This window comes from Microbacterium sp. A93 (assembly GCF_051842835.1).
On sequence record NZ_JBPXMT010000019.1, the window covers coordinates 59,007 to 77,002 of the forward strand.

The window sequence follows — 17,996 nt, forward strand, 5'->3', positions numbered from 1 at the left end:
CCCAGCGCACCATGCTGGAAGCTCTCGGCGTCGATACCTCCGATGCCTCCTCCTCTCTCGAGACGCTGATGCGCAGCGCCGTGCCTGCGTCGATCTACACCTCTGCCTCAGGGACGTCGGTGATCCCGCCGGCTGCCACAGAGGCCGAAGCGCTCGCCGAGTTGCGTGGCTTCGCCTCCCGTAATCGCGTGAACCGCTCGATGATCGGCCTCGGCTACTACGGCACGCTCACCCCGAGCGTGATCCAGCGCAACGTCCTGGAGAACCCGTCTTGGTACACGGCCTACACGCCGTACCAGCCGGAGATCTCGCAGGGGCGTTTGGAAGCGCTGATCAACTTCCAGACGATGGTCGCCGACCTCACCGGGTTGTCGACGGCGAACGCGTCGATGCTCGACGAATCGACGGCTGTCGCCGAGGGGATGCTGCTGGCGCGGCGTGCCTCGAAGGTGAAGTCCCACGTGTTTGTGGTCGACGCGGATGCCTTCCCGCAGACCAAGGCGCTGCTCGAGACCCGCGCTGCCGCGCTCGGCATCGAACTGGTCGAGCGTGATCTTTCCGGCGGTGAAGCGCTGCCGGAGGAGCTTTTCGGCGTGTTCGTGCAGTATCCCGCGGCATCCGGTCTCGTCTGGGATCCATCCGCGGTGATCGATGCTGCCCACGTCGCGGGCGGCCTCGCGGTTGTCGCCGCCGATCTGCTGGCACTCACCCTCATTACCTCCCCAGGAACTCTCGGTGCGGATGTCGCCGTCGGCACCACGCAGCGCTTCGGCGTGCCGATGAGCTTCGGTGGCCCGCACGCTGGCTACATGGCTGTGCGCGCGGGGCTCGAGCGTCAGCTCCCCGGGCGCCTCGTCGGCGTCTCGGTGGATGCCGATGGCAAGCCCGCGTATCGCCTCTCGCTGCAGACGCGCGAGCAGCACATTCGGCGTGAGAAGGCGACGAGCAACATCTGCACCGCGCAGGTGCTGCTGGCCGTCATGGCGGCGATGTACGCCGTTTATCACGGCCCCGATGGGCTGCGAGCGATCGCCTCAGAGGCGGCATCGAAGGCGGTGCTCCTACGCGACTGGCTCGCCGAGGCCGGTGCGGACATCGTCCACGAGTCGTTCTTCGACACCCTGCAGGTGCGTGTTCACGGTACGGCGGCCGAGCTCGTTGCGCGTGCGCACGAGGAGTTCGGCATTCTGCTGCGGCAGGTTGATGCAGACACCATCGGCATCTCGGTCGACGAGACAACCGACTACACCGATCTGCACCGCACCGCGCTGCTGTTCGGCGGCAAGGAGCAGCGTGTGTTCGGCACTTTCAGTGCCGGATCTGCGGGCGCATTGCCAGAGGCTCTCCACCGCACCGACGAATATCTCACGCATCCCGTCTTCCATGCTCATCGCAGCGAGACAGCGATGATGCGGTATCTGAAAAGCCTCGCCGACCGCGACTATGCGCTCGATCGCGGCATGATCCCGCTGGGTTCATGCACGATGAAGCTCAATGCCGCCACCGAAATGGCGGCGATCACGTGGCCGGAGTTCGCCGGCATCCACCCGTTCGCTCCGGCATCCGACGTCGAGGGCTACCTCGAGATGATCGATCAGCTCGAGGGCTGGCTCGCTGAGGTCACTGGTTACGACGCGGTGTCGCTGCAGCCGAACGCCGGCTCGCAGGGGGAGCTCGCCGGGCTCCTCGCGATCCGCGGCTACCACCTGGCTAACGGCGACGAGCACCGCACAGTATGCCTGATCCCTTCGTCCGCGCACGGCACGAACGCGGCATCCGCTGTGCTCGCCGGTATGAAGGTCGTCGTCGTTGCCTGCGATGAGCTCGGCAACGTCGACCTGGATGATCTGCGCGCGAAGATCGCGGCCAACGCCGAATCGATCGCGGCGCTCATGATCACCTACCCGTCCACGCACGGTGTGTACGAGCAGGACGTCGTCGAGATCACGTCTGCCGTGCACGACGCTGGTGGACAGGTGTACGTCGACGGCGCGAACCTCAACGCACTGCTCGGCTATGCACGATTCGGTGACCTCGGGGGCGACGTCTCGCACCTGAACCTGCACAAGACGTTCGCGATCCCGCACGGTGGTGGTGGCCCCGGCATCGGTCCAGTGGCAGCGAAGGCGCATCTCGCGCCGCACCTGCCATCGCATCCGCTCGCACAGCGCACGACGCACGCAGGCGGATACGAGTTCGCGGGCGGTCCGGTTTCCGCTGCGCCCTATGGCTCGGCCGGGATTCTGCCGATCTCATGGTCCTATGTGCGGATGATGGGCGCTGCGGGTCTGCGCGATGCGACAGCTGCTGCCGTGTTGTCGGCGAACTACATCGCCGCGCGTCTGGGCGAGCACTACCCGGTGCTGTACACGGGTGAGAGTGGTCGCGTCGCGCACGAGTGCATCCTGGATCTTCGTCCGCTCAAGGAAGCCACCGGAGTCACCGTGGACGATGTGGCCAAGCGCCTCATCGACTACGGCTTCCACGCGCCGACGATGTCATTCCCGGTTCCTGGCACGCTGATGGTCGAGCCCACGGAGTCGGAGGACCTCGGGGAGATCGATCGATTCATCGAGGCGATGATCCTGATCAAGGCCGAGGCGGATGCCGTGGCGGCGGGCCGCTGGCCCGCGGACGACAACCCGCTTGTGCATGCGCCGCACACCGCGGTGTCGCTGATCGCGGGGGAGTGGAACCACGCGTACACGCGGGAGGATGCCGCATACCCGCTGCCCACGCTGGTGGCAGGCAAGTACTGGCCTCCGGTGCGCCGCATCGACCAGGCGTACGGCGACCGCAATCTGGTGTGCTCCTGCCCTCCGGTGGAGGCGTTTGCCTAGCCCTGGCGCGAGACCGCAAAACCACGCCGACACGCACCCGAAAAGGGTGCGTCTCGGCGTGGTTTTGTCGTTTCGTGGAGCCTACGCCCCTACGACATTTAATTTCTGTCCGATCGTTCAGTAACGATTGATTAACAGACCTATCGTTCAGTTGCTCCCGGGGTTAGCCTCGGAACAACGGGGCGGGTTCGATGCAGAACACGCCTGTAACTGTCCACAGGAGGACTCGCAATGAAGCGAAACAAGATCACCCTCGCAGGCGCGGGGCTACTCGCGGCGAGCGTTACGGCGCTGGCTGGCTGCGCAAGCGGCGGCGGCGGGGACACCGATACCGGCGACACCGCCGACGGCGACACCGCAGCCATCATCTCGGTCAACGGCTCCGAGCCGCAGAACCCGCTTATTCCGACCAATACGAATGAGACCGGTGGCGGCAAGATCCTCGACGCCATGTTCGCGGGGCTCATCGGCTACGCGGCCGACGGCTCGGTGTTCAATGACGTCGCCGAGGAGATCACGACCGACGACCCACAGCACCTCACCGTCAAGATCCGCGAAGGGCTTACCTTCACTGATGGCGAAGAGGTCACCGCCGACAACTTCATTAATGCATGGAACCAGGGCGCGCTTGCGTCGAACGAACACCTCTCCAGCTACTTCTTCGAGGACATCGAAGGCTTCAGCTACGACGAGGACTCTGAGCTGACCGGCCTGGAGCAGGTCGACGACTACACCTTCACCATCGCGTTGAACAAGCCAGCTTCCGACTTCGCGCAGCGCCTGGGCTACTCGGCTTACTACCCGCTACCCGATGTTGCCTTCGAAGACCTCGATGCGTTCGGCGAGAATCCGATCGGCAACGGTCCCTACATGCCCGACGGTGAAGGCGCGTGGCAGCATGACGTCGGGATCGATCTCGTCGTGAACCCCGACTACGACGGCCCGCGCACCCCGGCCAACGGCGGCTTGAACATCGTGTTCTACGCCACGCAGGATGCCGCGTACGCTGACCTCCTCGCAGGTGAGCTTGACGTTCTCGACGCCATCCCGGACTCCGCATTCGAGACGTTCGAATCTGACCTCGGCGATCGCGCGGTGAACCAGCCGGCAGCGATCTTCCAGTCCTTCACGATCCCCGATCGCCTTGAGCACTTCGGCGGCGAAGAGGGTAACCTGCGTCGTCAGGCGCTGTCCATGGCGATCAACCGCGCAGAGATCACTGACGTGATCTTCCAGGGCACACGCACGCCGGCCAGCGACTTCACCTCGCCGGTCATCGACGGCTGGTCCGATTCGCTCGCAGGCGCCGAGGTGCTGGAATTCAACCCTGAGAGGGCCGCAGAACTGTGGGCCGAGGCTGACGCAATCAGCCCGTGGACCGGGGAATTCCAGATCGCGTACAACGCCGATGGCGGTCACCAGGCCTGGGTCGATGCGACCGTCAACTCGATCAAGAACACGCTCGGCATCGAAGCGTCGGGTGCTCCGTACCCGACCTTCGCCGAAGCGCGTGCGCTGATCACCGACCGCACGATTCAGACCGCGTTCCGCACCGGCTGGCAGGCTGACTACCCGGGTCTGTACAACTTCCTCGGGCCGCTTTACGCGACTAACGCTGGCTCCAACGATGGCGACTATTCCAGTGAGGAGTTCGACACGTTGCTGGCCGAGGGTATTTCGGCAACGGATGCCGACGAGGCGAACGCCCTCTTCCAGCAGGCGCAGGAAGTGCTGCTGCAGGATCTCCCGGCGTTGCCGCTGTGGTACTCCAACGTCGTCGGCGGCTACTCCGAAACGGTGGAGAACGTCGAGTTCGGCTGGAACTCGGTGCCGCTGTACGAGCAGATAACCAAGATCGGCTGACACCGACAAACGACGAGGCGGTGGTGCACCACCATCGCCTCGTCGCTTTGTGCCCGTACCCGAAGGGAGGTTGAGGGTGGCTCTTTATATCCTCAAACGGATCCTGCAGGCGATTCCGGTGTTCCTCGGCGCCACCCTGCTGATCTATTTCATGGTCTTTGCGATGCCCGGCGATCCCATTGCCGCGCTGTTCGGAGACCGCCAGCCCAATCCGGCTCTTCTTGAGCGGCTGCGCGCGCAGTATCACCTCGATCAGCCGTTCATCGTGCAGTACTTCTTTTACATCGGCGGGATCTTCCGTCTCGACTTCGGCGTGAGCTTCTCCGGCCAGCCGGTGATCGAGACTCTCGTCCGCACATTCCCTGTGACGCTGCGGCTCGCTGTGATGGCGATCGGCATCGCGTTCATTCTGGCCATCGTGATCGGCCTGTTCTCCGCTCTGGGTAAGGGCGGCATCTTCGACAACTCGATGCTTGTCCTCGCGCTCATCTTCATCGCCGTGCCGATCTTCGTCCTCGCGTTCCTTGCGCAGTATTTTCTCGCGGTGCAACTCGGCTGGTTCAGACCCACGGTGGGCGCACGCAACGACTGGGGTGACCTGTGGCTGCCGGCGCTCGTACTGGGATTCAGCGTCTACGCCACGAGCATGCGGCTCACGCGCGCCTCGACGATCGAGACGCTCAGTCAGGATTGGGTGCGTACCGCGTACAGCAAGGGTCTCTCAAAAAGTCGCGTCATCCCGGTGCACGTGTTGCGCAACTCGCTCATCCCGATGGTCACCGATTTGGGCACGGTCTTCGGGATCCTGATGGTGGGCGCGACCGTCACGGAGGGCATCTTCAATGTGCCCGGCGTCGGCAACACCCTGTATCAGGCGATCATTCGCGGTGAGAACCCCACGGTGGTGTCCTTCGTCACAGTGTTCGTCGTCGTGTATGTGTTCATCAACATCGTCGTGGATCTTCTCTACGGCCTGCTCGACCCGAGGATTCGCTATGTCTCGACCTGACGCGCACGTGGAGCACTATGTCGCTCCCGTGGATACAACCTCCATCCCGGTGGACGTCGTTCGAATCGACGCCAAACGCAGCAATCTCTGGCTCGATGCCTGGCGCGATCTGCGGCGTCGGCCGATATTCTGGATCTCCGCCGCGTTCGTCCTGCTCGTGCTCCTTGTCTCTGTCTGGCCGTCGCTGTTCACCAACGTGGCGCCCAACAACGGCTGCACACTTGCGAGCAGCAACGGAGAGCCGGAATCCGGGCATCCGCTGGGCTTCACTCGGCAAGGATGCGATGTCTACTCGCGGATCATCTGGGGTACGCGCACGTCGCTCATCGTGGGCGTGCTCGCAACCCTCATCAGTACGATCATCGGCATGGTGATGGGCGCATACGCGGGATTCTATGGCGGCTGGCTCGACTCGCTGCTCTCTCGCGTCGGCGACATTTTCTTCACCATCCCTTACATCATCGCGGCCATCGTCGTGATGTCGGTGGTGCCGGTGCGCAATGAACTCGTGCTCGCGTTCGCCATCGGCGGCTTCGCCTGGGCGTCCACGGCGAGGATCATGCGCGCGGAAGTGCTCAGGGTGAAACAGGCTGACTTCGTCATGGGAGCAGAAGCCGTTGGCCTCTCTCGCTTCCGGACTCTGCTCTCGCATGTGCTGCCGAACGCGATGGCGCCGGTCATCGTCGTCGCCACTCTCAGCCTGGGTGGCGCGATCGTCGCGGAGTCCGTGCTGTCGTTCCTGGGGGTCGGCCTCGGCGGCAGCATTATGTCGTGGGGCAATGACATCAGCCAGGCGCAGACCAGCATCCGAACCGCGCCGATGGCACTGTTCTGGCCGTCTCTCGCGTTGACTCTGACGGTGCTGGCATTCATCACTCTCGGCGAGCTTCTCCGCGATGCCGTTGACCCGAAGGAGAGGGCTCGGCGATGAGCACACCACTTCTGAGCATCCGCGACCTCAGGGTCGCGTTCCGCAGTGGCAAACAGTTCACCGAGGTGCTGCACGGCGTGAGCTTTGACATCCTCGAGGGGGAAACGCTTGCGATCGTCGGTGAATCCGGGTCCGGCAAGTCCACCACGGCGGCCGCAATCATCGACCTGCTACCCGGAACGGGCGAGGTGACCGGCGGAAGCATCATGCTCGAGAACACCGACCTCACCCGCACCCACCGTCGTGAGATGGAGAAGATCCGCGGAAGCGAGATCGGCTACGTCCCGCAGGACCCGATGTCGAATCTCAACCCCGTCTGGTCGATCGGGTTCCAGGTCAAGGAGGCCGTCCGCGCGAACGGGCTGGCGCAGGGACGCAGGGAAGTCCACGACCGCGCGATCGAGGTGCTCGTCCAAGCTGGCCTCAGCGACGCCGCGCGGCGCATGCATCAGTTCCCGCATCAATTCTCCGGCGGCATGCGTCAACGCGCTTTGATTGGCATCGGTCTGGCGGCCGATCCGAAGCTGCTGATCGCCGACGAACCCACCAGCGCGCTCGACGTCACCGTGCAGCGTGTGATTCTGGACCATCTCGCCTCGCTCACCAGTGAACGGGGCACCTCGCTGCTGCTCATCACCCACGATCTCGGTCTCGCAGCCGAGCGTGCCGATCGGATCCTCGTGATGAACCAGGGTGAGATCGTCGAGGCAGGTCTCAGCGCCGAAATTCTCACCAATCCGCAGCATCCGTACACACAGCGACTGGTCGCGGCGGCTCCGAGCCTGGCGTCTCAGCGCATCGGTATCACAGCGCATAAAAAGTCGGCACCGGTGGAAACGGCGCCCGCTGTGGTCGAGATACGCGACCTCGTCAAGGACTACTCGATCCGCACCGGAGGACTCCGTCACGAACATTTTCGTGCGGTCGACAACGTCTCATTCTCCATACCTCGGGGCAAGACGCTCGCGCTGGTGGGGGAGTCCGGATCGGGAAAGTCCACTGTGGCGAAGATGCTGCTGCAGCTGGAGAAACCGACCGATGGCGAGATCCTCATCGACGGGCAGGCGACCAGCACGATGTCTCGTGCAGACATCTTCCGGTTGCGACGACGGATGCAGCCGGTGTTCCAGGACCCGTACGGCTCCCTCGACCCGCTGAGAAGCATCGGCAACCTCATCTCCGAACCCCTGCACGTGCACGGGATCGGCAGCAAGGAGGAACAACACCAGCGTTCTCTCGATCTGCTGGAGCAGGTGGCCCTGCCGCGGGAGCTCGCCTGGCGTTACCCGAATGAGCTCTCCGGTGGTCAGCGCCAGCGAGTGGCGATTGCGCGTGCTCTCGCGTTGAAGCCCGACATCGTCGTGCTCGATGAGGCGGTCTCCGCCCTGGATGTCCTGGTGCAAGATCAGATCTTGCACCTGCTCGCTGATCTTCAGCGTGATCTGGGACTGACCTACCTGTTTATTACACACGACCTCGCGGTCGTCCGCGTTGCCGCGGATTTCGTGTGCGTGATGGAGCAGGGCCAGATCGTCGAGCAGGGCACAGTGGACGATATTTTCAGCAACCCTCGCGAGGAGTACACGCGGCGGCTGCTGGATGCCATCCCCGGGGCATCGCTGCCACTGGGCGGCGTCGGGTGATGGCGGCGGCAGAACCGAAACGAGTATTTCCGGTCACAGGTGGAGTCATCGTCCTCGTCGTCTGCGCGCTCCTCGCGCTCGCACTGGTGACTGACGCCGCTATCCGGTCGGGGATAGGCAACGCGCTGCTGTTGGCACCCTGGCCGCTGCTTGCGCTGTGGGGCGTGTACGTGGTCGCCGTCGCATCCGACGTCCGCGCGGATCTCACCGGCGTGAGAGTGCAGAACTTCTTGCGGCGTACGTGGGCGCCATGGTCGCGAGTGAAGCGCGTAGCGATGCGCTGGCAGCTTGAGATCACGTTCGACGACGGTGCGGTTCTGCGCTGTTTTGGCGGCCCGGCGCGCTCTCGCTCGCGCAGAATCGGCCCGGGACGAACCCGCGAGGACTCCGCGGAGCAATCCCACGATGGCATTGCGGCACTGCATCGCCTGCGCGCGGACAGCGCACTGCATCGCCTGCGCGCGGACAGCGAGGTGCGCTCAGATGCCGAACTGACACGCAGCTGGGATATGCCAGCGCTCGCAGCTCTCGTGGTTCTCGCTGTCTGGGCGATCCTGGCTGTCCTCGTCACTCTCTGACAGCGACTAGCCCGGCAGCCCGAACAGCGCGGGGAATGTCGCCGCTGCCCATGGATACCCGATGAACACTGTCGCGTCGATCAGGAAGTGCGCGACCAGAAACGGCAAGAGTCTGCCGGTGCGCGCGAACAGCCAGCCGAACAGCAGCCCCATCGCGAGGTTTCCGATGAACGCGCCCGGACCCTGGTACAGGTGGTAGCTCGCCCGAAGCACCGAGGTGGCGATGATGATCGGCCAGATGCCCCAGCCGAGTTGCTTGAGTCGCGCGAACAGATAGCCGAGCACGACGAACTCCTCCATGATCGACGCGCGAGCGGCAGAGAGCAGCAGAATCGGCACGGTCCACCAGTGCATGTCAAGCCCAGCGGGATCCACCGCGACGAAGAGTCCGAGCATCCGCCCCACAACGTAGAGCGCGATACCGGGGATACCGATGGCCAGCACCAGCAGAACTCCTCGGCCCGTGTCGCGTTCGATCCGCGTGCCGTCCAGCCCGAGGCGGCCGAGATGCGGGCGCGATGCCTGCCAGAGCAAGAAGCACACCAGCAGCACCGGCACGATCGAGAAGCTGATCGACAGAATCTGGTAGATCAGATCGAAGATCTCGCGATCACTGCGTGAGGGATTCAGCGTCGCTGTCTGATCGGCCAGCGGTGTGGAATCGGTCAGGCGATACGCCAGCTGCACGATCGAGTAGATCGCTGATTCGCCGAGCCCCAACGCCAGGACGATGGCGATCTCCCACCAAATGCGCGCACGCGACGGAGGCGGAGTGAAATCGCGTTTCGACATGTGCACAGCACGATGTTACGGGAGTCGTCTATCTCTGTTCAGAGAGCAGTCAGCCAGTGTGCGATATCCTTTTATGTCGGCATCCCGGCGCATCCCCTCCCTTTTAGGAAAATTTGCATGGCGCACGCCCTTCGCTCTGACCTCCGCAATGTTGCTATCGTCGCGCACGTCGACCACGGAAAGACCACCCTCGTCGACGCGATGCTTCGTCAGACGGGCTCCTTCGGTGAGCACGCTCACGTCGATGAACGCGCCATGGACTCGAACGATCTCGAGCGCGAAAAAGGCATCACGATCCTCGCCAAGAACACGGCCATCACCTACACGGGTGTGCATGCAGGCGGCAAGGAGATCACGATCAACGTGATCGACACTCCCGGCCACGCCGACTTCGGTGGCGAGGTCGAGCGCGGCCTGTCCATGGTCGATGGTGTTGTGCTCCTTGTCGACTCGTCTGAGGGCCCGCTGCCGCAGACTCGCTTCGTGCTGCGCAAGGCGCTGGAGGCCAAGCTTCCCGTTATCCTGCTGGTCAACAAGACCGATCGCCCCGACGCGCGCATCGCCGAGGTCGAAGAAGAGGCCCACGATCTGCTGCTCGGCCTCGCCTCCGACATGGTCGATGACGTGCCCGACCTCGACGTCGACGCACTGCTCGACGTTCCGGTGGTGTATGCCTCCGGTCGTGCAGGTGCCGCATCGCTGAACCGCCCCGACAACGGCTCGCTGCCGGACAACGAAGACCTCGAGCCGCTCTTCGGCGCGATCCTCGAGCACATTCCTGCTCCGGCGTACGACGACGAGGCGCCTCTCCAGGCCTGGGTCACCAACCTCGACTCCAGCCCGTTCCTCGGTCGCCTGGCGCTCCTGCGCGTCTTCAACGGCACGCTGAAGAAGGGCCAGACCGTCGCATGGGTACGTGCAGACGGCACCCACCAGAACGCTCGCATCACCGAGCTGCTGAAGACCCGCGCTCTGGAACGTTACCCGGCCGACTCTGCCGGCCCCGGCGACATCGTCGCCATCGCCGGCTTCGAGGACATCACCATCGGTGAGACCATCGCCGACCCGGACAATGTGCACCCGCTGCCGCAGATCCACGTCGACGATCCTGCGATCTCGATGACGATCGGCACCAACACCTCGCCGCTGATGGGCAAGGTCAAGGGTCACAAGCTCACCGCCCGCATGGTGAAGGACCGCCTCGACCGCGAGCTGATCGGTAACGTTTCGCTCAAGGTTGTCGACATTGGGCGTCCGGATGCCTGGGAGGTTCAGGGCCGCGGCGAGCTGGCTCTGTCCATCCTCGTTGAGAACATGCGCCGCGAAGGCTTCGAGCTCACCGTCGGCAAGCCGCAGGTGGTCACCAAGCAGGTCGACGGTAAGGTTCACGAGCCCTTCGAGCACCTCACCATCGATGCCCCTGAGGAATACCTCGGCGCGATCACCCAGCTGCTCGCGGGCCGCAAGGGCCTCATGGACAACATGGTCAACCACGGCACCGGCTGGGTGCGTATGGAATTCATCGTTCCCTCGCGCGGCCTGATCGGCTTCCGCACCGAGTTCATGACGACAACCCGTGGCACCGGAATCGCCAACGCGATCTCACACGGCTATGCCGCATGGGCAGGTCACATCAGCACGCGTCAGAACGGCTCGATCGTTGCCGACCGCTCGGGCGTTGTCACACCGTTCGCGATGATCGCTCTCCAGGAGCGGATGTCGTTCTTCGTCCAGCCGACGCAGGAGGTCTACGAGGGCATGGTCATCGGCGAGAACTCGCGCGCCGACGACATGGACGTGAACATCACGAAGGAGAAGAAGCTCACGAACATGCGTGCCGCGAGCTCCGACACCTTCGAGTCGATGACTCCGCCGCGCCAGCTCACCCTTGAGGAGAGCCTTGAGTTCGCCCGCGACGACGAATGTGTCGAGGTCACCCCTCAGGTCGTGCGTATCCGCAAGGTCAACCTCGACGCGTCGATTCGCGCTCGCGAGACGTCGCGCCTGAAGCGTCAGGATGCTAACGCGTAAGCAGCAGCTCGTCACGAGGGCCTCGTCCACCGGATCATCCGGCAGGGCGGGGCCCTCTTTCGGCTACGTTGTGAGCAGGAGCCCGTCGCGTGAGGAGCAGCAGATGATTCCGACTGACCTTGCCGACGTCGCGCAGGAGATTTCCACCGGTGCGCTTCCGAACTGGCACCGCGTGGAGGAACTGGTCGTTGCCGCGCACAGCCGGTTCGTCGGCATTGAGGCCGGAGTGGTCGCCGACTACATTCCGGTTCTCGGGGCAGTGGACCCGACTCTGTTCGGAGTCTCGGTGATCGATGCGCTCGGCGGAACGCACGATGCGGGCGACGCGCTGCACCCGTTCTCGATCCAGTCGATATCGAAGATGTTCGTGTGTGCACTCGCACTCCAGGAACATGGTCATGAACGCGTACGCGACGTCGTCGGCGTGAACAACACCGGGATGCCGTTCAACTCAGTGATGGCGCTTGAACTCAACGGTGGGCATCCGATGAACCCGATGGTCAACGCCGGTGCGATCGTCACGACTTCCCTGATCTCCGGCGATACGGCCGAGGATAAATGGGAACGCATCCACGCTGGTCTGTCAGCTTTCGCGGGTCGACAGCTGGAGCTAGAGGAAGAGGTCTACCGATCCGAATCGGAGACCAACGAACGTAATCAAGGTCTTGGGCATCTGCTCAGTAGCTACGGACGGCTTGAGGGAAACTCCGAGGAGATCGTCGACATCTACACGCGTCAATGCTCGCTGAACGTCACCACACACGACCTCGCCATGATGGGGGCGACACTCGCGGACGGAGGTGTCAACCCTGTCACCGGAGAGCGGGTCGTCTCCGCCGAGGTTTGTCGTGACACTCTCGCTATCGTGGCGACGTCAGGGCTGTACGAGCGGTCAGGGAACTGGCTCTTCGAAATCGGCATCCCCGCGAAATCGGGGGTCTCGGGCGGCATCATCGCCGTCGCGCCGGGAAAGGGCGCCGCAGGGGCCTTCTCGCCCCGGCTGGACGGTGCAGGAAACTCCGTTCGTGCCCAGATGGCGGTCGGTTACCTCTCCAGGGCCCTGGGGATGAACTTGTTCGCTTCGGCGCCGCTCACGGGTCCCGTGCCATAAGTGTTAGTCGAAGTCGTCGGTCAGCGCAGTTCGGAGATGAGTACGGCGCTCGTTGCGGGGACCATCGCCTCGAACAGGTGGGGCGTATCGCCGGGGTAGGAGATGTAGTCCCCCGGATTCAGCAGCACAGGGTCGCCGGCGGGGCCGATCTGTGCCTGCCCTGACAACAGGATGACGTGCTCGGTCGTGCCGGCGTGGTGCGGCTCTGATCGTCGCGGCTCTCCAGGCTCGGCGCGGATCAGGTACAGGTCTCGCCGGGCTCCTGGTGGGCTCGCAGAGAGCAAGGATGCACTGTAGGCCGCCGCGGCGGAGGGGACGCCCGCGAGATCATCGGCTCGGATCAGCGTCGGGGCGTTCGCCTGCTGGTCGACGAGCACCGCGAAGGGAACACCAAGGGCCACGCCGAGTGCCCAGAGCGTCTCGACGCTCGGATTACCTGAACCGCCTTCGAGCTGTGACACGGTGGCCTTCGAGACGCCAGCTTGACGCGCCAGCTCTGACACCGACATTCCGAGCGCTTCACGTTCCCGCCGTAGTGTGCGGGCGATGCGTGTTCCGAGATCCTCCATGCGTTCATCATGTCAAACGATCGTTCACTTGACTACGAGGTGTCCACTGTTCAGAATGATATGCATGTGTTCATCGAATCGAACGGCGTGCGGCGGAGGCATCCGACGTGTCTGAACGGCGCGAAGTCTGGCGCGAGGGGATTGGCGTCGTCGTCGCCACGAGCGCCTATGGCATCTCGTTCGGCGCGCTTGCTGTCGCCTCCGGCCTCGATGTCTGGCAGACCTGCGTGCTGAGCCTCGTGATGTTCACCGGGGGATCGCAGTTCGCCTTCATCGGAGTGTTCAGCGCTGGAGGCCTGGCCGCATTGCCTTCTGCGGTCGCCTCGGCCGCGCTGTTGGGTGTGCGCAACATGGCGTACGGCATGCGGATGTCACCGATCATCGGCAGCGGCTTCTGGCGCAGGACGGCCGCCGCTCAGATCACGATCGATGAGTCGACCGCGGTGGCGATATCGCAGAGTTCACCGCCGTTGCGCAGGCTCGGGTTCTGGATCACCGGTATCGGCGTGTTCGTCGGCTGGAACATCACGACGCTCGTCGGCGCGTTGATCGGTGATGTACTGGGGGATCCGAAGGCCTGGGGGCTGGATGCCGCGGCGGCCGCAGCCTTCCTCGCCCTGCTCTGGCCGCGACTGAAGCAGCGACAGGCGATCGCGGTGGGAGTTGCCGCCGCCGTCGTGGCCGCAGCGTTGACGCCCTTCATCATGCCGGGGCTGCCGGTGCTCGTCGCGGCCATCGTGGCGATCGCTGTCGGCTGGTTCAACTGGTTCGCCGCGCCCCGGCTCGAGAAGACGCAGGGTGTCGCATGAGCGTATGGAGCGCGGTTTTGCTGGCCGCGTGCATCTGCGTTGCTCTGAAGGCCTTCGGATACCTGATTCCGGCACACCTGCTGGAAGCGCCGCGGCCGGCACGCATCTCTGATCTGCTGACCGTTGCGCTGCTCGCCGCTCTGGTTGCGGTTCAGACGCTGGGTGCGGGGCAGGCTGTGATCGTGGATGCCCGGATTCCGGCTGTGCTGGTGGCGGCAGGGCTGCTGTATCTTCGCCAGGCGTTCCTCGTGGTGGTCGTGGCGGCAGCAGCCGCGGCCGCACTGCTGCGACTGGTTGGGTGGGCCGTGTGATCCCCACCGTCGACCCGCGAAACTTCACGTGTGTCATGAAAATCGGCGATTTCGGAGACACAGGCGAAGTCTCGCGGGGGAAAATGGGCAAGTAAGATCGCAGGGTGCCCAACTGGATCTCTCGTGCTCTGTCCTGGATCGCAGCCGCCCTCGTCGGCGCCGTCTACGGCACGGCCGGAACCATCGCGCATAGCCTCATGTGGGGCATCATCCCGGTCGGACTGATCGTCGGCGGCATCGCGTGCGGTGCGCTTCTCGTCGCGGTGCGCGCGTTGACTCGTGATCGGGGTGCGGCAGTGGCCACAGCGATCGGGATGCTGGTGATGCTGATGGTCATCTCCGGCACTGGCCCCGGCGGCTCAGTGGTCGTGCCGAACACACCCGCAGGGCAGATCTGGATCTATCTCGTCGCTGGCATCGCCCTGCTGGTGGTCGCCTGGCCGAATCTGAAGCGGCAGCCTGTCCGCGCGGAGGCGCCGCCCGTCGGTAACGAGCCGTAGACTGGGGGAGTGACGTATGTGATCGCTCTTCCGTGCGTCGATGTCAAGGACCGCGCCTGCATCGACGAGTGCCCCGTTGACTGCATTTACGAGGGCGAGCGCTCGCTCTACATTCACCCAGATGAATGCGTGGACTGTGGCGCGTGCGAGCCGGTGTGCCCGGTCGAAGCGATCTACTACGAGGACGACCTGCCTGAGGAATGGGCGGACTACTACAAGGCGAACGTCGAGTTCTTCGAAGAGGTCGGCTCGCCAGGTGGCGCAGCCAAGGTCGGCGTGATCAAGTACGACCACCCGATCATCGCCGCTCTCCCTCCACAGGGAGAGTAGGCACGATGGGTGTCCGCGACCTCGCCGATTATCCGTGGGATGCCGTCGCTCCGTACCGTGAGCGCGCATCGCAGCATCCGCAGGGCCTGGTTGATCTGTCGATCGGGTCTCCGGTCGATCCCACGCCCGAGATCATCCGCACGGCGCTTGCCGATGCGACGGATGCGCACGCGTATCCGCAGAACATTGGCACGCCAGCGCTGCGCGAGGCCATCGTTGACTGGTACGCGCGTCGCCGCGGAGTTCCCGGTCTGACCGTCGACAACGTGCTGCCGACGGTGGGCTCGAAGGAGCTCGTTGCGCTGCTGCCGACCCTGCTGGGCCTCGGCGAAGGCGACATCGTGGTGTTCCCGCGCGTCGCCTACCCGACCTACGAGGTCGGTGCACGCGTCGCCGGAGCGACGCCCATCGCTGAGGACGACCCGGCCGCGTGGCCGGAGGGCACCAAGCTCATCTGGATCAACACCCCTGGTAACCCGGACGGGCGCACCTGGACCGTCGACGAGCTCGCCACGGCCGTGCGCCGTGCCCGCGAACTCGGCGCCGTCCTCGCCAGCGATGAGTGCTACGCCGAGCTCGGCTGGGACGGGCCGTGGGCGAACGAGCCGATTCCGTCTGTACTCGATCCGCGTGTGACCGGCGGATCGCGCGCGGGCCTGCTCAGCGTCTACTCGCTCAGCAAGCAGTCGAACCTGGCCGGATACCGCGCCGCGTTCGTGGCAGGATGCTCGCGCGTGATCGCTGACATTCTTACCGCTCGCAAGCATCTGGGGCTCATGATGCCCGCTCCCGTGCAACAGGCGATGGTCGTCGCTCTGGGCGACGACACGCATGTCGCAGCGCAGAAGGAGCTCTATCGCGCCAGACGCGATCTGCTGCGACCGGCACTGGAGGCCGCTGGATTCCACATCGACGGCTCGGAGGCCGGTCTGTACCTCTGGTCGACAGAGGGCAAGGATGCCTGGGAATCGATGGGTCGACTCGCCGATCTCGGCATCCTTGCCGGGCCTGGACCGTTCTATGGCGCGGATGCCGGGCAGCATGTGCGACTATCGCTGACGGCTCCGCTGGAGCGTGTCGCAGAGGCGGCTCGACGTCTGCGCGGGGGCTCGCTGTAGGTTCTCACGAGGTATTCTCGTGATCTCTTGGCGGTTGTCACAGTAGGCGAATCTGACGACTAGGCTGTAAAGGCGATTCGGTCGTAACCCGACCAGGCGCTCAGCGCCGTGCATCGCCCTCGACGAAACTGACCAACAGGTCGCGTGATACGTACAAGGAGGACCGCGTGAGTGTAGCGGGAGATCAGCAGGCGAAGGCCACCCTCACCATCGGTGGAACCACGGCGCAATTCCCAGTACTGCGTGGTTCCGCAGGTGCTGACAGCATTGACTTCTCGACCCTGACGAAGCAGACCGGCTACACGGGCCTGGACTACGGCTTCGTCAACACGGCATCCACCAAATCGGACATCACCTTCATTGATGGTGATCAAGGCATCCTCCGCTACCGGGGCTATCCGATCGATCAGATCGCCGGGCACAGCAACTACCTCGAGGTCGCCTGGCTGCTCATCTACGGAGAGCTGCCCACGCCGTCAGAGCTTTCCGACTTCGATGAGCGCATTCGGCGTCACACCCTGCTTCACGAAGACCTCAAGCACTTCTTCTCGGCGCTGCCGCACACGGCACACCCGATGTCGGTGCTTTCCTCGGCAGTCTCGGCCCTGTCGACGTACTACGAGGGACAGACCGATCCGAACAACCCAGAGCACGTCGAGCTCAACACGATACGGATGCTCGCAAAGCTCCCCGTCATCGCCGCATACGCCCACAAGAAGAGCATCGGCCAGGCGTTCCTGTACCCGGACAACTCGCTGAGCTTCGTCGATAACTTCCTCAAGCTCAACTTCGGCGTGAACTCCGAGCCCTACGAGATCAACCCGGTGATGTCGAAGGCGCTCGAGCTGCTGCTGATCCTCCACGAGGACCACGAGCAGAACGCGTCGACCTCCACGGTTCGTTTGGTGGGTTCCACCGGAGCCAACCAGTTCGCCTCCATCTCGGCCGGTATTCAGGCGCTCTCGGGCCCGCTGCACGGCGGCGCCAACGAGGCCGTCCTTACGATGCTTGGCGAGATCCGCGACTCCGGACAGGGCGTGCAGCGCTTCGTCGAGCGGGTCAAGAACAAAGAAGCCGGCGTCAAGCTCATGGGCTTCGGACACCGGGTCTACAAGAATTACGACCCGCGCGCCAAGCTCGTCAAAGAAGCCGCAGACGAGGTTCTGCGTGAACTCGGCGTCACAGACCCGCTGCTCGACCTCGCCAAAGAGTTGGAGGAGATCGCGCTCGCTGACGACTACTTCAAGGAGCGCCGGCTGTACCCGAACGTCGACTTCTACACCGGCGTGATCTACAAGGCGATGGGATTCCCGACGCGAATGTTCACGGTGCTGTTCGCCATCGGGCGTCTGCCCGGCTGGCTTGCCCAGTGGCGTGAGCTGAACCTCGACCCGCAGACCAAGATCGGCCGCCCGCAGCAGCTGTACACCGGGGCACCGGAACGCCAGTTCCCCACCCGCTGAGCACGACACCACGTGCCCGTCGTCACCGCAGAGGTCTTCGTCCCGGTTGATATGGAGACGGCCTTCGCGATCCAGAAGTCCTGGCGGCTGTGCAGCGT

16 protein-coding genes are annotated in these 17,996 nt (G+C 64.1%); 14 read left to right on the plus strand and 2 right to left on the minus strand.

Translation table 11 applies throughout. From position 1 onward, the window contains the following. Positions 1-11 precede the first annotated feature (11 nt). From gcvP to ACSU1G_RS33405, 6 genes are all read left to right on the plus strand, one after another. Positions 12-2,840 (plus strand): aminomethyl-transferring glycine dehydrogenase, encoded by a 2,829-nt coding sequence (gcvP, locus tag ACSU1G_RS33380; protein ID WP_439285880.1) that lies wholly within the window; start codon positions 12-14, stop codon positions 2,838-2,840. 231 nt (positions 2,841-3,071) lie between these two features. Continuing rightward, positions 3,072-4,703, plus strand: a complete 1,632-nt coding sequence (locus ACSU1G_RS33385) for a peptide ABC transporter substrate-binding protein (protein ID WP_439285777.1) — start codon at positions 3,072-3,074, stop codon at positions 4,701-4,703. A gap of 76 nt (positions 4,704-4,779) precedes the next feature. Continuing rightward, positions 4,780-5,712, plus strand: a complete 933-nt coding sequence (locus tag ACSU1G_RS33390; RefSeq protein ID WP_439285779.1) for an ABC transporter permease — start codon at positions 4,780-4,782, stop codon at positions 5,710-5,712. After that, positions 5,699-6,643, plus strand: a complete 945-nt coding sequence (locus ACSU1G_RS33395; RefSeq protein WP_439285781.1) for an ABC transporter permease — start codon at positions 5,699-5,701, stop codon at positions 6,641-6,643. Before ACSU1G_RS33390 ends, ACSU1G_RS33395 begins: the two co-directional genes overlap by 14 nt. Continuing rightward, entirely contained in the window at positions 6,640-8,286 is a 1,647-nt protein-coding gene (locus tag ACSU1G_RS33400) for an ABC transporter ATP-binding protein (RefSeq protein WP_439285782.1), read from the plus strand. The genes ACSU1G_RS33395 and ACSU1G_RS33400 overlap by 4 nt, the downstream gene beginning before the upstream one ends. Next, the gene (locus ACSU1G_RS33405; RefSeq protein ID WP_439285783.1) at positions 8,286-8,864 is read left to right on the plus strand and encodes a PH domain-containing protein; all 579 of its coding nucleotides are present in this window, start codon (positions 8,286-8,288) and stop codon (positions 8,862-8,864) included. Before ACSU1G_RS33400 ends, ACSU1G_RS33405 begins: the two co-directional genes overlap by 1 nt. Positions 8,865-8,870: 6 nt before the next feature. Here the strand turns inward: ACSU1G_RS33405 and ACSU1G_RS33410 are convergent, their stop codons facing one another. After that, positions 8,871-9,656 (minus strand): CPBP family intramembrane glutamic endopeptidase, encoded by a 786-nt coding sequence (locus tag ACSU1G_RS33410; protein WP_439285784.1) that lies wholly within the window; start codon positions 9,654-9,656, stop codon positions 8,871-8,873. Between the two features lie 117 nt (positions 9,657-9,773). Between ACSU1G_RS33410 and typA the strand changes: the two genes are divergently transcribed. Both typA and glsA read left to right on the plus strand, forming a co-directional pair. Beyond that, positions 9,774-11,687, plus strand: a complete 1,914-nt coding sequence (gene typA, locus ACSU1G_RS33415; protein WP_439285786.1) for a translational GTPase TypA — start codon at positions 9,774-9,776, stop codon at positions 11,685-11,687. A 103-nt stretch (positions 11,688-11,790) separates the two neighbouring features. Next, complete coding sequence (gene glsA / locus ACSU1G_RS33420; RefSeq protein WP_439285787.1) at positions 11,791-12,798, plus strand: glutaminase A; 1,008 nt, start codon at positions 11,791-11,793, stop codon at positions 12,796-12,798. 20 nt (positions 12,799-12,818) lie between these two features. Here the strand turns inward: glsA and ACSU1G_RS33425 are convergent, their stop codons facing one another. Continuing rightward, the gene (locus ACSU1G_RS33425; RefSeq protein WP_439285789.1) at positions 12,819-13,367 is read right to left on the minus strand and encodes a helix-turn-helix domain-containing protein; all 549 of its coding nucleotides are present in this window, start codon (positions 13,365-13,367) and stop codon (positions 12,819-12,821) included. A gap of 107 nt (positions 13,368-13,474) precedes the next feature. On the opposite strand from ACSU1G_RS33425, the gene ACSU1G_RS33430 reads away from it, so the two are divergent. The 6 genes from ACSU1G_RS33430 to ACSU1G_RS33455 all read left to right on the plus strand — a co-directional run bounded on the left by ACSU1G_RS33430 (position 13,475) and on the right by ACSU1G_RS33455 (position 17,898). After that, positions 13,475-14,176: an AzlC family ABC transporter permease gene (locus tag ACSU1G_RS33430; RefSeq protein WP_439285791.1), complete on the plus strand. Its 702-nt coding sequence runs from the start codon at positions 13,475-13,477 to the stop codon at positions 14,174-14,176. Continuing rightward, positions 14,173-14,487: an AzlD domain-containing protein gene (locus ACSU1G_RS33435; RefSeq protein WP_439285793.1), complete on the plus strand. Its 315-nt coding sequence runs from the start codon at positions 14,173-14,175 to the stop codon at positions 14,485-14,487. Before ACSU1G_RS33430 ends, ACSU1G_RS33435 begins: the two co-directional genes overlap by 4 nt. A gap of 104 nt (positions 14,488-14,591) precedes the next feature. Beyond that, positions 14,592-14,987 (plus strand): histidinol dehydrogenase, encoded by a 396-nt coding sequence (locus ACSU1G_RS33440; protein WP_439285795.1) that lies wholly within the window; start codon positions 14,592-14,594, stop codon positions 14,985-14,987. A 9-nt stretch (positions 14,988-14,996) separates the two neighbouring features. After that, entirely contained in the window at positions 14,997-15,317 is a 321-nt protein-coding gene (gene fdxA / locus ACSU1G_RS33445) for a ferredoxin (protein WP_439285796.1), read from the plus strand. 5 nt (positions 15,318-15,322) lie between these two features. Beyond that, on the plus strand, positions 15,323-16,435 hold the full coding sequence (gene dapC / locus ACSU1G_RS33450) for a succinyldiaminopimelate transaminase (protein ID WP_439285797.1): 1,113 nt from the start codon (positions 15,323-15,325) through the stop codon (positions 16,433-16,435). Between the two features lie 167 nt (positions 16,436-16,602). After that, on the plus strand, positions 16,603-17,898 hold the full coding sequence (locus ACSU1G_RS33455; RefSeq protein ID WP_439285799.1) for a citrate synthase: 1,296 nt from the start codon (positions 16,603-16,605) through the stop codon (positions 17,896-17,898). Positions 17,899-17,996 lie beyond the last annotated feature (98 nt).

Excerpts from the sequence above, each read along its gene's own strand:
- gcvP (WP_439285880.1), top strand. The coding sequence starts at position 12 with ATGCTGGAAGCTCTCGGCGTCGATACCTCCGATGCCTCCTCCTCTCTC.
- ACSU1G_RS33385 (WP_439285777.1), top strand. The coding sequence starts at position 3,072 with ATGAAGCGAAACAAGATCACCCTCGCAGGCGCGGGGCTACTCGCGGCG.
- ACSU1G_RS33395 (WP_439285781.1), top strand. The coding sequence starts at position 5,699 with ATGTCTCGACCTGACGCGCACGTGGAGCACTATGTCGCTCCCGTGGAT.
- ACSU1G_RS33400 (WP_439285782.1), top strand. The coding sequence starts at position 6,640 with ATGAGCACACCACTTCTGAGCATCCGCGACCTCAGGGTCGCGTTCCGC.
- ACSU1G_RS33405 (WP_439285783.1), top strand. The coding sequence starts at position 8,286 with ATGGCGGCGGCAGAACCGAAACGAGTATTTCCGGTCACAGGTGGAGTC.
- ACSU1G_RS33410 (WP_439285784.1), bottom strand. The coding sequence starts at position 9,656 with ATGTCGAAACGCGATTTCACTCCGCCTCCGTCGCGTGCGCGCATTTGG.
- typA (WP_439285786.1), top strand. The coding sequence starts at position 9,774 with ATGGCGCACGCCCTTCGCTCTGACCTCCGCAATGTTGCTATCGTCGCG.
- glsA (WP_439285787.1), top strand. The coding sequence starts at position 11,791 with ATGATTCCGACTGACCTTGCCGACGTCGCGCAGGAGATTTCCACCGGT.
- ACSU1G_RS33425 (WP_439285789.1), bottom strand. The coding sequence starts at position 13,367 with ATGGAGGATCTCGGAACACGCATCGCCCGCACACTACGGCGGGAACGT.
- ACSU1G_RS33435 (WP_439285793.1), top strand. The coding sequence starts at position 14,173 with ATGAGCGTATGGAGCGCGGTTTTGCTGGCCGCGTGCATCTGCGTTGCT.
- dapC (WP_439285797.1), top strand. The coding sequence starts at position 15,323 with ATGGGTGTCCGCGACCTCGCCGATTATCCGTGGGATGCCGTCGCTCCG.